At 44.5% G+C, this 14,980-nt stretch carries 15 protein-coding genes and 1 pseudogene; 2 read left to right on the top strand and 14 right to left on the bottom strand.

Annotation, left to right across the window (positions count from 1 at the left end):
* Positions 1–37 precede the first annotated feature (37 nt).
* Positions 38–436, bottom strand: a complete 399-nt coding sequence (locus tag RWY97_RS00080) for a 2-amino-4-hydroxy-6-hydroxymethyldihydropteridine diphosphokinase (RefSeq protein ID WP_315564902.1) — start codon at positions 434–436, stop codon at positions 38–40.
* A gap of 206 nt (positions 437–642) precedes the next feature.
* Between RWY97_RS00080 and RWY97_RS00085 the strand changes: the two genes are divergently transcribed.
* Entirely contained in the window at positions 643–1,560 is a 918-nt protein-coding gene (locus RWY97_RS00085; protein WP_314740940.1) for a glucosaminidase domain-containing protein, read from the top strand.
* A 3-nt stretch (positions 1,561–1,563) separates the two neighbouring features.
* Entirely contained in the window at positions 1,564–2,835 is a 1,272-nt protein-coding gene (locus tag RWY97_RS00090; RefSeq protein ID WP_315564903.1) for a M64 family metallopeptidase, read from the top strand.
* A gap of 66 nt (positions 2,836–2,901) precedes the next feature.
* Here the strand turns inward: RWY97_RS00090 and glmM are convergent, their stop codons facing one another.
* The 13 genes and pseudogenes from glmM to RWY97_RS00155 all read right to left on the bottom strand — a co-directional run bounded on the left by glmM (position 2,902) and on the right by RWY97_RS00155 (position 14,979).
* Positions 2,902–4,290 (bottom strand): phosphoglucosamine mutase, encoded by a 1,389-nt coding sequence (gene glmM / locus RWY97_RS00095; RefSeq protein ID WP_315564904.1) that lies wholly within the window; start codon positions 4,288–4,290, stop codon positions 2,902–2,904.
* A gap of 23 nt (positions 4,291–4,313) precedes the next feature.
* The gene (locus RWY97_RS00100) at positions 4,314–4,928 is read right to left on the bottom strand and encodes a BamK family beta-barrel-assembly machinery protein (RefSeq protein ID WP_021583258.1); all 615 of its coding nucleotides are present in this window, start codon (positions 4,926–4,928) and stop codon (positions 4,314–4,316) included.
* 100 nt (positions 4,929–5,028) lie between these two features.
* Positions 5,029–6,066: a DHH family phosphoesterase gene (locus RWY97_RS00105; protein WP_315564905.1), complete on the bottom strand. Its 1,038-nt coding sequence runs from the start codon at positions 6,064–6,066 to the stop codon at positions 5,029–5,031.
* Between the two features lie 226 nt (positions 6,067–6,292).
* Positions 6,293–6,592 carry an RHS repeat-associated core domain-containing protein gene (locus RWY97_RS00110; RefSeq protein ID WP_314740948.1) on the bottom strand — a complete coding sequence of 100 codons (300 nt, stop codon included), beginning with the start codon at positions 6,590–6,592 and terminating at the stop codon, positions 6,293–6,295.
* The gene (locus RWY97_RS00115) at positions 6,549–7,010 is read right to left on the bottom strand and encodes a hypothetical protein (protein ID WP_315564906.1); all 462 of its coding nucleotides are present in this window, start codon (positions 7,008–7,010) and stop codon (positions 6,549–6,551) included. Before RWY97_RS00115 ends, RWY97_RS00110 begins: the two co-directional genes overlap by 44 nt.
* Positions 7,010–7,261 (bottom strand): hypothetical protein, encoded by a 252-nt coding sequence (locus RWY97_RS00120; RefSeq protein ID WP_315564907.1) that lies wholly within the window; start codon positions 7,259–7,261, stop codon positions 7,010–7,012. The genes RWY97_RS00115 and RWY97_RS00120 overlap by 1 nt, the downstream gene beginning before the upstream one ends.
* 25 nt (positions 7,262–7,286) lie before the next feature.
* Positions 7,287–7,541: an RHS repeat-associated core domain-containing protein gene (locus tag RWY97_RS00125; protein ID WP_315564985.1), complete on the bottom strand. Its 255-nt coding sequence runs from the start codon at positions 7,539–7,541 to the stop codon at positions 7,287–7,289.
* Between the two features lie 262 nt (positions 7,542–7,803).
* Positions 7,804–8,151 carry a hypothetical protein gene (locus RWY97_RS00130; protein WP_314741062.1) on the bottom strand — a complete coding sequence of 116 codons (348 nt, stop codon included), beginning with the start codon at positions 8,149–8,151 and terminating at the stop codon, positions 7,804–7,806.
* A gap of 227 nt (positions 8,152–8,378) precedes the next feature.
* Positions 8,379–8,564, bottom strand: a pseudogene (locus RWY97_RS09890) (RHS repeat-associated core domain-containing protein); the annotation flags it as partial.
* Positions 8,565–8,720: 156 nt separating this feature from the next.
* On the bottom strand, positions 8,721–9,332 hold the full coding sequence (locus RWY97_RS00140) for a DUF8309 domain-containing protein (RefSeq protein ID WP_315564909.1): 612 nt from the start codon (positions 9,330–9,332) through the stop codon (positions 8,721–8,723).
* Positions 9,333–9,361: 29 nt separating this feature from the next.
* On the bottom strand, positions 9,362–9,967 hold the full coding sequence (locus RWY97_RS00145) for an RHS repeat-associated core domain-containing protein (RefSeq protein ID WP_315564986.1): 606 nt from the start codon (positions 9,965–9,967) through the stop codon (positions 9,362–9,364).
* Between the two features lie 45 nt (positions 9,968–10,012).
* Positions 10,013–13,684: a DUF6531 domain-containing protein gene (locus tag RWY97_RS00150; protein WP_315564910.1), complete on the bottom strand. Its 3,672-nt coding sequence runs from the start codon at positions 13,682–13,684 to the stop codon at positions 10,013–10,015.
* On the bottom strand, positions 13,681–14,979 hold the full coding sequence (locus tag RWY97_RS00155) for a tetratricopeptide repeat protein (RefSeq protein ID WP_315564911.1): 1,299 nt from the start codon (positions 14,977–14,979) through the stop codon (positions 13,681–13,683). The genes RWY97_RS00150 and RWY97_RS00155 overlap by 4 nt, the downstream gene beginning before the upstream one ends.
* Position 14,980: the final 1 nt, after the last annotated feature.

The raw sequence follows: 14,980 nt of genomic DNA on the forward strand, positions 1-14,980 counted from the left end.
TGTTTTTGGGAAAACATATTCACAGATTTCTCAACCATCAATTCTCAACTGACGTTTTCTCTCCCATTCGCTCCAAAAGCCGGCGCACATAATTGCGTTGCCAATCATCGATGTGATAACGGCTGTCGCCGAACAGCAGAATATCGATGTCCATTTTTACCACTCCCCGCTTACGTTCAGCCCGCAAACTACCGAGCGAACGCTCTATTTGCTTCAATGCTCGATACAACTGCGTAAAGCTATGATGTGTATGTGCCACAGCCAAACAGTTCAAGAACCGATCGGAGTCAATGCCGATCGGAGTCGTCCACATCATTTCCGAGAAAATTACTTGATTACTCAAAAGGCGTTCAAGCTTGTATTGCGCCAGCTGCATATTCGATTCCTGATTTTCGTTCGCCCCCAAGGACAATATCACCTTTTGTTTTTTACCCATCTAATAAACACTCTATCCAAACATTATATGAATTATTCTTTTTGCTATTAAGCCGTTACAAAATTAATAAAAACCTGAACCTGTTACGCAGCTTTCACCTTTTTTATTATAAACCGTTAAATACCTGCACTCCATTTGAAAATCTAAACCACTCCTTTCCATATCTCGACATTATTCCGTAAATTTGCGTCCAAATAATAATGTCAATGAAAAAACTCACAGTCCTGTCGCTCATTATCTTATTGGCACTGCCTATCAGTGCCCAAATGAAATGGAATCGGCAATACCAGACCTATATCAATCAATACAAAGATTTGGCCATTGAGCAAATGAAGCGGTATCACATACCTGCCAGCATCACTTTAGCCCAAGGGCTGTTCGAGAGCAGAGCTGGACAGAGCGAGTTCGCTTTGCGCAGCAACAATCACTTCGGCATCAAATGTCACGGTTGGAGCGGCAAAACCGTTTATCATGACGACGATGCTACAAACGAATGTTTCAGAGCCTATGACAATGTTTTCGACAGTTTTGAAGATCACAGCAAGTTCTTAGCTAAGAGTTCTCGTTACAAACGATTGTTCGCTCTTAAAGAAACCGACTACCGCGGTTGGGCTTACGGACTGAAAGAGTGTGGCTATGCAACAAATCCGCAATATGCCATAAAACTGATTCAAATCATCGAACTTTATAAACTATATCAATACGACACAGCCCGCAGTTACGACCGGTTTATGGCCGAGCGAGCAGGTCACGACAAGCCAGCCGGCCCCAGTCAACGATTACATCCGATACGCATCTATAATAAAAACTATTATCTGCAAGCTCGTGAGGGTGATACATTCCGCTCGATTGGCGAGGAAGTGGGTATCTCTTACCGAGCACTCGCACGTTATAACGAACGCGACAAACGAGACGTGTTGCACCAGGGAGATATCATCTACCTAAAAAAGAAGCGCAGAAAAGCCGACAAGGCCTATAAAAACCGGCCACACGTAGTCAAAACAGGAGAAAGTATGTACAGCATTTCACAGCTTTACGGTATACGACTAAAATCGCTGTACAAAAAAAATCACCTGCCGGAAGACTATCAAATATGCGTCGGAGATACACTCAAAGTTTACTAAGATATGAGAAAAACATTTTTAATGAGCCTGCTTTTATGCGGAATAATGTGTGCAAATGCACAGACCTTTGAAGACTATTTTGAAGACAGAACACTGCGTTTAGATTACAACTTCGCAGGAAATATCCGAGAGCAAACCATCTCTTTGGATGAGCTTTCAGTGATACCGCATTGGTATGGCAAACATCAACACTTGTCGGAGTTGCCTATTGAAGGAAACGGACAAATCACCGTGCGCGACCATAAAACAGGAAACGTAATTTATCGGAACAGCTTCTCTACCTTATTTCAGGAATGGTTATCATATCCCGAAGCCCAAAAGACACGACGTTCTTTTGAAAACGTGTTCCTCATCCCGATGCCGAAAGACACCATAGACATCACACTCGACCTCCGAAACAATCGCCGTGAAGTAATGACTTCATTCAGTCATCAAGTCGATCCGACCGACATCCTCATCCGACATATTGGCAAAAAAAACGTCACTCCATATATCACACTTCAAAAGGCGACCGATTCGACACGTTGTATCCATATTGCTTATATCGCCGAAGGATATAAAAACGAAGAGATGCAGACATTCGTCGACGATGCCAAGGCAGCAATGGAGGCACTGTTTGCACACGAACCATTCAAATCTATGCGCGATCGCTTCAACATAATAGCTGTAAAATCGCCCTCCACAGACAGTGGAACAAGTTATCCATCGAAAGGAGTCTGGAAGAACACGGCCCTTCACTCTCATTTCGATACCTTTTATAGTAACCGTTATCTAACCACACTCAGTCTGAAAGACCTCCATAACTGGTTGGCGGGTACACCTTATGAGCATATCATCGTGTTAGTAAATACTGACGAATACGGTGGCGGTGGTATCCTAAACTCCTATAATTTGTCAATGACCCACCACAGAATGTTCCGTCCGGTGGTCGTTCACGAGTTCGGACACAGCTTTGCTGGCTTGGCAGACGAATACGCTTACGAAGCCGAACAGATTCCAATGTATCCACACGATATAGAACCGTGGGAACAAAATATTACGACATTGAAAGACTTCCACGGCAAATGGAAAAATCTGATCAAGAAAAAGACACCCATCCCTACCCCACTCAGTAAGGATAAGAGTATTATCGGTGCTTTTGAGGGAGCCGGTTACAGCCTCAAAGGCGTGTATCGCCCGATGCAAGACTGTCGTATGCGCACCAATGATACCCCTGAATTCTGTGCAGCGTGTCGCTTGGCCCTCACCAAGCTCATCGACTTTTATACAAAATGACTCGTAAATAAAAAATTGGTAATTAAGAATGATTAATCTGAATTCTCAATTACCAATTCTCAATCCTCAATTGGTTTGCATATCATAAACCACTTGCATAAGTGTCTTTCCTAACGCATCGGCTTCTTCGGGAGTTGCAGCCTCACTGTAAACACGGATAATCGGCTCTGTATTACTCTTGCGGAGGTGCACCCACTTGTCTGCAAAATCAATCTTAACACCGTCTATATCATTCACCGTCTCATTTTTATAAAGGTCTTTCACCTTTGCAAGAATGGCATCTACATCCGTAAATGGAGTAAGATCAATACGATTCTTGGCAATAAAATAAGTAGGGAACGACTTGCGAAGTTCACTTGCCGTACAGCCTTTATGCGCCAAACTCGACAAGAACAGTGCAATACCCACCAAAGCATCACGGCCGTAATGGCTCTCAGGATAGATCACACCACCGTTTCCTTCACCACCGATAACCGCATGGACAGCCTTCATCTGTGTGGTGACATTCACCTCACCTACGGCCGAAGCCATATATTTACCTCCATACTTCTCGGTTACGTCACGCAAAGCACGCGTCGAACTAAGATTGGAAACCGTATTGCCGGGTGTGTGAGAGAGTACATAATCAGCCACGCTCACCAATGTATATTCCTCTCCAAACATCGTTCCGTTTTCGCAGATAAAAGCCAAACGATCCACATCCGGGTCAACTACGATACCGAGATCATACTTTCCAACGGCCATTTCATCCATAATACCGCCGAGATTCTTCTCTAACGGTTCAGGATTATGTGCAAAGTCACCATTCGGTTCACTATTCAGGAACTTGTATTCTACACCCAGCACTTTCAGTAAATCGGGCAAGATAACACCACCCACACTATTAATGCTGTCTACAACAACCTTGAAATGTGCATTGCGAATAGCCTCAACATCTACTAATTTCAAGGCAAGCACACTATCGATATGGCGCTGATTGAACGAAGCATCATCCGAATAACAGCCTAAATGATCTACATCCGCATAATCAAAGTCTTCTCTTTCAGCAATATCCAACACCTCCGCACCTTCTGAAACAGTCAGGAACTCACCTTCATTATTTAAGAGCTTGAGTGCATTCCAATGTCTCGGGTTATGGCTTGCAGTAATAATGATACCGCCGTCTGCTCCCGACCAGCGTACGGCCAATTCTGTTGTGGGAGTTGTTGCGAGACCGATGTTGATGACATCATAGCCCATTCCCATCAGTGTTCCACACACAACATTCTTCACCATATAGCCAGATATACGTGCATCACGCCCTACAACAATCTTATTTGAGCCGTTCGGACGATTCTTTCGAATAAAAGTAGCATATGCCGACGTAAATTTCACGATGTCAAGCGGGTTTAACGTGTCGCCCGCACGTCCGCCGATCGTACCGCGGATACCTGAAATAGATTTGATTAATGTCATTATATCTTAGTTAATGATACTGTTTACAATCCCCGTTGGAACGTCAGTACATAAAGTGTAGGATACACCCGCCGTGTAGCAACAGTAGTTCCTTTATCGTGAGGAACTATCAACTTTACTTTCGCCAACTCCTCATCGGCCTTTGAAGGACGACCGATGTTGACATAACTGAATGCAGCCAACCAACCTGTCGGTACTGCCGTGCTTCGATAAGCCGTGTGCATTACACTAAAACCGGGAATAAACGATCCTTGAAATGTACCCGAATTATTAATTACAGTCATTTTATCGTCAAAGAAAGCAAACCGAAGCACATTATTAGTAAGCTGCACTGTGTCCGGATTTGCCAGCAGATTATATTCCGAGAAACGGCAAAGCACGGTTGCAGTCTCACCGTCTGCAATTTTCTTTCCGCAGCCCTTGCGAACGATCTGCATATAGACACCCGAACTCTCAAATAAAACGAACTCGTTTTTAGCCGTATCTGTGGTCTCTCCTGCGGCCTTGAAAGTTGCTTCAGAAATCACCTTGATTCCCTTATCGCGAATATATGAACTGATGGCTTTACGCTCTTTCTTCTTCTGCTCAGCATAAGTCTCCGAGTCGCTGCACGCTGCTAAAAGTAAAGCTACGTCCAATATCAGAAATAAAAAGGATAATTTTCTCACGTGAACAATATTTGATTATAGGTGCAAAAATAAGCAATAATATCGAGACACACGCATCTTTTTCAATTTATTAGGATTTTAACAACTTCTCATAATATATAATAGCATCCCGCACAACACGCTCGGCATCAGCCATACTGCATTGCAATTTACCACCGCTAGCATTGAGATGCCCACCACCATTGAAAAATTCTTCAGCCATACGATTGCAAGGAAAGTCATCGACAGAACGCAGGCTGACCCAAATCAGATGATCCTTTCGATCATCTTCGCGCAAGGAGATAGACAATTTCATCCCTTTAATTTTCAAAGGCTCGTTGACCAATCCTTCGGCATCACCTTTAATGAAGTGGAAATGTTTCATTTCCTGCCTCGTGATAGTAAAATATGAGGCCTGAAAACCGTCAATCACATTGAGTTTCTGATACATCATATACCCACGGAAACGAATAGCCCACGGACTATAAGTATTAAAAACATTGCGATAAATCTTGTCTTTGTCAAGACCCTTGATGAGCAATTGCCCGATGATAAAGTAAATCTCGGGGCGAGAAGAATTGTAAGTAAAACCTCCAGTGTCTGTCATCATTCCACAGTAAATGTCCACCGCACACCTGCGCGACATCTGCTCGAATCCGCCTAACTGCCAAATGATACGGAAAACGATTTCACTGGTACTGCACATCTCCGTATGCGACACCGTAAGGACAGTCTCCATAGACGGCGAAAGATGATGGTCGAACATAATCTTAGGTGCGGTAGACTTGTCCAAAACACCTTGCATATCTTCTACCCTACTCGAAGTATTGAAATCCAAACAAAAGATCAGGTCGGCCTTAGCCCAAAGGCGGTCAGCTTCGGCTGCGCATTTGTCATATCGGACAATTTTTTCCGTATTGGAAAGCCATTGCAAAAAATCAGGATAGGCATCCGGAATAATCACTGTCGGGTTCTTGCCCTGTCCTTCAAGATAGTCGGCCCACGCCAACGAAGAACCCAATGCATCTCCATCTGGCGATTTATGGCAACAGATCACAATATGTTCTGACTGACTGATATACTGTTTGAGTAAGGCCAACTCAGCCTCATTGAGAATATTAATATTCATAACCGAGTGCAAAGATAGAGAAATTTTCTTCGTCAACAAAATTCTGAACGTTTTACATCTAAAAATTGCCCTCTAAATCGTCCCGGTGATAGTCATATTATGGCTTTTCGCGTGATTGCGTAAAAGGGCATCACAATTCTTAGATTTTGGGCCACAAGGAGGTAATGGACCGGCAGGGAAAGCTCTCCCACTAGGGCCTTTAAAGAACGATGTTTTTCCATCTCCCTTAGGCCCCATTGATATAATCTCCAAATGTCCTCCTTTTTTGGTTACCCATTTGATTCAGGATCTGAGGTTCAGAATGCAATCCTCCTTTTTGACTTCCAAAACTCCCGACATCACCTCTTATTCCATATTGCATTTGTATATATAACATCAGCAATAGTAAACCCAATATATCTACCTGTATATTAATATCTGAGACAAAGGCATACAATGTTGGGGTATCTCCTGCCAATCCAATCGGATCCTGACTGATATAATTACCTGTATTCGGGTCGTAATAACGGAACCGGTTGTAATACAATCCCGTCCCCGCATCCTCGTACTACCACAATTGCCTGAAAGGTATAAATCGCCCGTTGTGGGCGGCTCTGATTTTTACCTAATCCATTCTCAGCACATATCAGAATTCTACTCCTTAGCATAGCTAATAACTCCTCCCTTGAACTATTATAAGGAGGTTTCCATATTTCCACTTCTTGTTCTATAATTTCATCATATTCTTGGTTTGATAATTGTTTTTCCATAGCTATCTGAAGTATATATCTAATCTGAGCTAAATGATCTAACGTTTTGTTCTCTTTAAATCCCAGTAATAAAGCTAAAGCAGTTTCTTCTTTCCCATAAAAACCAGATGATATCTTATCTATATAACCTATTGTAACATTAAGAAAGCGAAATATTTCTTGATACTCCTGCTGATTTAATACTATTTTTTTCATTATCTACAACGTTTTACAAAGTTTGTTGTTTTAGAATCTAATTCAACATCTCCTTTAATTTTATACTCTTCAACACCCAAATCATTTTTTCTAAATTCAATACGACTGTCATCTATATCAAAATCTACATAATTTCTCGTATGATTGGGAGTTGAAATTTTATATTTCTTAGCGGCATCAGCCATACTCAAAGGTTTTCCTTTAGCCTTTACTGTAAATACTGCATTTTGGTCACCCGCCTTGATTGTCATTGATTCTTTAATTCCTTAAAGTCCTTTATTGCTCGTATAATGGCGTAATATCCAATCCCAGTATATCCACCCACATATTCGTGTCAGACACATATCCATACAGCGTCGGGTTATTCCCAGCAAGCCCAATCGGGTCCTGACTGATATAATTACCTGTATTCGGGTCATAGTACCTGAAGCGATTGTAGTATAATCCCGTCTCAGCATCCTCATACTGTCTGACTTGCCTAAACGGCACGAACTCCCTGTCTCCCCTTAGGTTGCGCAGGTTGCCGTAGATGTCATAGTCGGCTTGCCAGACAACCGTTCCGCATTCGTCGTAAGCCTATACGGGGCGGCCGATGTAGTCACTGACAATGCTATACGTTTTACCGTTCTCTATCTTGGCTGTGGGTACATAACTGTCTGTGTCGTAAACCCAGGTAATGACATTATCCGCAGGCTCAGATCTGTCAAACGTTATCCTCCCGTCTTCGGTAATGATTTCTTGGGGGCTGTCCGTCTCGGCATGTGCCCACTCGTGAAGAATGACATTGCCGTCACTATTTTTTCATTTTCTGCATATAATGATCTCTAATGTCAATATCGTCAGATCTTTCGCAGCAATCTCTTAATTCTTGAGCTAAGTCGTCACGCAAACAAATTGCAACTTTACAGCCTTTATCTCCATTTTCATAAATCAACCGCATCAGGTTATCATCTAAACCCTCAGTTTCTGCCAATTCAGACATAATACTATAAGCTAAATCATTTGGCAATTTCTTCAACAATTCATTAGTAATAAACTCTATATCAGATTGCTTAATATCAAGGCATAAGAATATATTCTCTGATGTAGTCCAAATATTACTTAATCTTTCAAAATCACATAAGATATTTCTCTTATTCACACACAACGTTCTCATAATCATTTACACCTTTCTAAAGCCTTTTTCCAAGTTTTTGTATCTTTCTTGTTTAACTTATCAACCAATGGACCATTATGAGCTTTAAATATATTACCCTCCTTATCTATTACCAAATTTTTATCATAAATATGACCATGTGGAGAACTCGGCCAAGGATCAACATCATTCATATGGACTTGAATCTTATAACCTCCTATTTTTATTGTCCATAGCCCTAAAAGATCAGATTCTGTATTAATATCTCTCACATACCCATACAGCGTCGGGTTATTCCCCGCCAATCCAATCGGATCCTGACTGATATAATTACCAATATTCGGGTCATAATACCTGAACCGGTTGTAATACAATCCCGTCTCAGCATCTTCGTACTGTCCCAATTGCCTGAACGGACAATTACCTCAAAGAACGCGTATTGCGAAATTACAACTTTTCCGACAAAAAGTCATTTTTTTTCTGTGGCACCCCCCAAAAACACCCGCCAATGTTCCGCCAAAGGCGGAGAAAAAAGCAAAAATAACTCGCCTCGATTGAGGCGCGGGTGTATTATTTTAAGAGGATATAATATCAATGTATTCTTTATATTCTAAGGGAATTGGCAAATCAAAAATCAAATCTTTCATTGGGTCAACATTCTTCTTCATCTTATAGCAAAGGTACAGTCTTTCATTAAACTCTGCATAAATTCGCACATTGGTCAATTCGTATTTATTTATTGTTTCCAAATCTGTTTTATCTATTGAGGGAATAATAATTTTCTCGACATACCCTCCAGAAGATATACCTTTTTCAATTAATCTTCCTCCTCCTTGTCCCAATATAAGTATTTTTTTTTCTTCAGGTGTTCCTTCCCAAACTGTAACATATCTGCTTCCAGTTCCTAAAGAATCTATTTTACACCTTGGCGGTTCATAGTTTGCTAATCCTTTAAGGTTCTGCTTAAAAATATTGCTATTTTTTATGAATTGTCTTGTAACAGTGGTACAAAAAAGAATAGGAACTTTTTTTAAATCTATCCCTTTCCAATTATTATCAGTATTGAACATATTAAAAACAAGTAGTTCTGCTTTACCTATCATCTGTGCCAATACATAAATATTGACTTCTCTATTTTCATCTTTGCGTTTTGTTTCTATACTAATCACCTGATTAGTTTTCCACATTATTTTTGTCATTTTATTTCGTATTTTTATTAGTAACATCCTTTTGTTTTCAGATGTTCGTCTGCTGCTGCTAAATATTTTTTCCTGTTTAGATTATTCTCCCCAACTGGATTTTGCTTATTGGCAACTTTAGTTTTATCACCCCCTGCTGCTTTTAAATCGGCTTCATATAATCTTTGTTCAAGACCTCTTGCTGTTTGTTTTCCTTTTACTCCCTCACCAACATAAACATGTTTGGGAGCAACTCCTCCAAAATCATCAAAGTTTCCATTATATCTATATGCTATAATTTCATCAGGAGATAATCCAAGATGTGAAGGGGCGCTTGCATAACCTGTATAAGGAAGTCCATTTTTTACACCCTGATATGTTACATGAGTTCTTCCCGCTCCAGTTTTTACATTGTTTAAACCCAATGGGTCAACCTCCGTATTGCTATCAAAAACATACCCATACATCGTCGGGTTATTCCCAGCAAGCCCAATCGGGTCCTGACTGATATAATTACCAATATTCGGGTCATAATAACGGAATCGGTTGTAATACAATCCCGTCTCAGCATCCTCATACTGTCCGACTTGCCTAAACGGAATGAACTCCCTGTCTCCCCTTAGGTTGCGCAGGTTGCCGTAGATGTCATAGTCGGCTTGCCAGACAACCGTTCCGCATTCGTCGTAAGCCTATACGGGGCGGCCGATGTAGTCACTGACAATGCTATACGTTTTACCGTTCTCTATCTTGGCTGTGGGTACATAACTGTCTGTGTCGTAAACCCAGGTAATGACATTATCCGCAGGCTCAGATCTGTCAAACGTTATCCTCCCGTCTTCGGTAATGATTTCTTGGGGGCTGTCCGTCTCGGCATATGCCCACTCGTGCAGGACGACATTGCCGTCCCAAAGATAACGGTGTATTCTTCCGTCGAACCTCTTTTCCTTTCTCCGGCCTAAAGCATCATACTTGAAAGTAACGGTCTTGCCGTCGGGACGCGTCACGCTCCTGAGCATACCGTTGGCCTGCCAGACATAGGCGTAGTCGCCTTTGTGCCACAAAACAGCCTCAGAACCACAAGACGGATCAATTCTGCGTTTGGTCTTTAAGACGAGATTGCCCTGGGCGTCGTAGTGGTAGTGCCAAGTACCGTCTTGGCGAAGTTGGCCGCCACGGCCGTAGGTCCTGTCCGTACACTCTGAGCTGGCATAGACGTTACCCATTGCGTCTGTCGTGCGGTATTGCCGGAAGCCGGCACCGTACTCTGCCTCAGACAGGCGCCCGAAGGCGTCATAGTCATAACGAACACGGGCGCCCGTTATTGTATTGAGTGTTTCTAAAAGACGAAAATCATCTCCCCAGCCGTAGGAACGATCGTATAAACGATGCTCACCGCGCATCACTCGTTGTCGACAAGGGCAACCGACAGTATCATAGAAATATGCGCTTTCTACACCGCCTGTCATTCTCCGATGGGTCTCGCGGCCAAGGCGGTCGCGTTCTATACGGACTTCCCAGGGACGATGAGAACCTGAGGAGCGGGCTGTTATGCTATCGGAAAGCCCCGTCAAATCATAGCCGTAGCCAAGGTCAGCGCCCAGTCCGCTAATCGTACGGGCGAGTCGAGAGCGGGCGTCGTAAACGTGCTCAACGCTCTGGCCGTCCTGCGTTTCCTTCACAACCTGTCCTATGGCATTGTGCACGAACTCCGTCACGCTGTCAGCATTATAAGCCTTGGTAAGAAGCCCACCCTTGTCGTACTCCCACGCCTCCCAGCTTCCGTCGGCGTAGCGGTTGTAGGTCAGACGGCCTGCCTGGTCGTGCTGGTGGTGTACGATCGTGCCGTCGGGAAGGTGTGTCTTAATGACAGTACCGTCGAGGTCTCGATCATAGCGACGTTCCGAACCGTCGAAACCCTTTTCAAGAATCACCGAACCATTGAGGTCGCGCCCGAAGAGGTACCGTTCGCCGAGCTCGTTCTCAACGCTACGCAGCCGGTCGTATGCATCGTAAGTGTAGTGCACAGAGCTGACCTTACGAAGGCTGCGCGTACGGCGAGTCTGACTAAGAAGGCTGCCAAGAGCTGTGTATTCCAGATTCCAGCACTCGTTGCCGCTTGTCAATTCAACAGGAAGGTCGTAAGCGTCGTAGGTGATATGCAGCACCCGCTGTCCGGGGGCGGCATAGCGGGTGACGCGACCAAGGCGGTCACGACGCCACTGGGTATGAGTCCCATCGCCGTGGCTGTGTGTCAGAGGGCGACCATAAGCGTCGTAAGTACGGGTTTGCTGAACACCGAAGCTATCCTTGATAACTGACAACAAACCAAGGGCGTTGTATTGAAGTTCTACCCGAAGGCCATCGCCGTATTCGATAGCCGAGGGGCGTCCATTATCTGCTTCGTAGGTATACCGAACAACAGTGCCGTCGGACTCCTTGCGAAAGACAAGGCGACCGAACTCGGCATCATATCCCCACTCTTCGCGGTTGCCCAAGGGAGAGGTACGCGCCATCAGACGGTTATGGGCATCATATTCGGAGGTATATTCGGAGCCGTCGGAGGCCGTAAACTTTACTAAGTTGCCGCGGGTATCGTACTCATATTTCGAGACTTTTCCCTCGGCCGTGCCAACAAGCGTGCGCTCCTGCCAGGCATTGTAGCCGTACCAAGTCTCACCGCCTAAGGCATCCACCTTCTTGTAGACAAGGTCGTGCTCATCGTAGTAGTAGCGTTCGCGACCGCCAGTACCGGGATAGATCACCTCGTTACAGCCTTCGAGGTAGGTGATGCGTCCTTCCTGAACACCACCATCACCAGAGGTGTGAACAACCCGGCCTGCGTCGTCGTACGACCAAGTGTAGCTCATACCGTTGCGATTCTGACGGCGAACAACCCGGTTATGCTCATCATAGGTAAAGGAGATGCTCTTGCCGAAGCGGTCGGAAACTGACCGAAGGTTCCGGCTCTCGTCGTATTCGTACACAACAAGAAGATCGGAGATATCCTCATACTTATACGTAGCCGAGAGGATAAGACCGCGCTCAGTGTCCTGACCGAAGACGAGCAACCGACCAACGTGGTCAGAAAGCGTAGAGAGAAGGTGGGTATCGCGGTCGTAGTCAAGAACGATGAAACCGCCGGAAGCATAAGCGATACGAACAGCACGGTACACAAGGCCATACTCTCTGTCGGGGAAAGCGCGGTAGGTGTAAGTTGCAGAGACAGTCCTGACAATCCAGGTACGGGCGTCAGGCCGGTGCTGCCAAAGGTGAAGAGGTCGGTAGTATTCCTCAGGAGAACCCACCTCAACGATGGGAATGGGGAAAACCTGATTTTCCAAGGGATTGTTATAGGCAGCAACGCCGTCTACGAACTGCGGGATGATGAAGAGATCATAGTTGCAGAGAACGCCGTTGCCAAGAATACCGCAATAGGAGATGTCGCTCTGCCAAGCGCTGGCCCAACGGATGGTGTGGTCGCCCAGAAGTTCGAAGTCGTCCCAGCAGAAGTTCATTGCTCCGGTGACGAAGTTAACCGGTTCGAGACCGAAGAAGCAAAGGGCCCGGGAGACGGGATTGCGACTGCCGAACTTGCCTTGCAACAGGTGGTTGAATCTCGTCAGACCCTTTCTGGCCAGGATGGTCAGACCCTTCATCAGGAAAACGGCGGCGGCACGCATCAGGATGTCTGATAAGCTGTACTGGTGCGGAACGAACCTACCGCCAACCAAAACAGGAGGCTTGAAGTTTAGCTGTACGTACAGCGTCAGAATGTGCTGATAAAGGGAAAGCCAAGCAGGAGGGAAATACTGGTGACCGAAAGGGGAACCCCAGCAAGTAAGAACCTGTCCGGCAGATGAACCGCTGCACTCGCTGCCGTTGAGAATAACGCTATTGGAACCGATGTAAATCTCACCGTCGTGAGGACCTTCCAAATCGCCGAAGAAAATCTTGTAAAAAGGAAGACCGCCAGTGATGTGTTTGATCGGGATTACCTTGCCAACCATACAAGCCGCAGCCAAAGGACCGGCATTCTTGGGCTTAATCGTACAACCGAAACCGAAAACAGAAGTCGTCGTCGTGGCCTTGATGCGACCGTGCACATAGACAGAAGCACCCATAGGAAGCTTGGCGGGCAATTTCAATAATTGCTGTAAAATTCCAGGAACGCAGATCTCAAAATGAACATATTCCATCGGATCGAAAATAAAACCGATGAAAGGATGAGGAAGAGGCAATGGAAAAGGAGGAAAAGGCAACTTTGTCCAATGTATATCAACACCAAGGACCAAATCAAAGTGCTTACCGACGTGTTCAACAGCGGTACTATGAATATCAGGAACTATAGAAACGACTTTCATAAAAGGGAAGAATAAGGGTTCTGTCTATCGAAATCGGGGATATTAACGCTTTGCTCCCAAGCATTCCCGAGCCGCAGTTCCATTTTCTCACGGAGCAAAGTAGCTTTTTCCGTATTGCCATACTTTTTCAGTAGCAACACAGCCACATAGCTTATAGAACTTTGGCGAAACTCGGTATTATCGAGCCGATCGCCGATAAGGATACATTTTTCATAATAGGAAAGGGCGTCCTTGTCATTCAGGAGATTATCTTTCAATTGGCCGATGATACGATAGCATTCTATCTCTATCATCGGATTTTGAATCTTTTCTCCGATTTCGGCCGCTTGCTCGAATGCTTTGACTGCTTGTTCCTTTTTTCTGATCGAAAGCAGAAAACCGCCGTAATTCATATGCATTTGCGCACCGAATAAGGAGTTTTTACCTGCAAGCTCCTGCAAACATTGGAATCGGTCGTCAGCTTCAGCAGTCTTTCCCTGAATGAGCAGGATATAGGCTTTGAGCAGATGAGCGGTACACTCGGCTTCTACGTGCCCATGTCTTTTCGCAATCCTGATGGCATTGTCCAAAGCAACATCGGCAGCGTCGAATTCTCTTTTACTGAAATGAAGGTTGGCCAAAAGCATTTGCTGTTGCAGCCGACTTTCGTCATCGTTGGGGTCTTGAGCCGTTTGAGCAGCGACATTGTTCATCAATGAGGCAATATCCGTTTCTTCAAGCTCAAACTCATTTCTGTCGTCGGGAAGATGATGGAACAGTCTGCTCCCAGACTGTTCTGACAGAATCAATTTAATGTCGTCTATCAGTAAACTGACGCACCATTCCTGCAACCAAATTTCAAAGAGAGATATGTCGCTAATAGTATGCGGAGAAAGGAGAATAAAGATCTTATGTCCCTGCAACGGGGGAAAAATTTCATAGAGTCTTGTCAATGATTTTGCCGTAAACCGAGCATCAGTCTTAAAGGTTGTGTTTCCGTCGTCGGTATCCGGTAGCCACGCCGAACACCCAACAGAGGAGGTATGCTCTTCTCTCCATAAACCGTAAGCCAATTGCAAATCTTCAATTAATATATGTCCGTATTGCAAAGCATCCTCAAACGGGCGATAGTGGACAAGAAACAAATCTTTTGTCTCGACTTCCTCCGCCCCGTGACTTCTGAAATAGCCATCAAACAGTTTCAATGTATGCTTCTCGCCTAAACAGACGAACAAGCGGACATCTGCATTTTCTTTTACCTGCCGATACCATTGCTTGTCGATTTTGAGTAACTCTAACTCTACGGAATTCATCATT

This window comes from Hoylesella pleuritidis (assembly GCF_963541955.1).
In the GTDB taxonomy this organism is placed as follows: Bacteria; Bacteroidota; Bacteroidia; order Bacteroidales; family Bacteroidaceae; genus Prevotella; species Prevotella pleuritidis.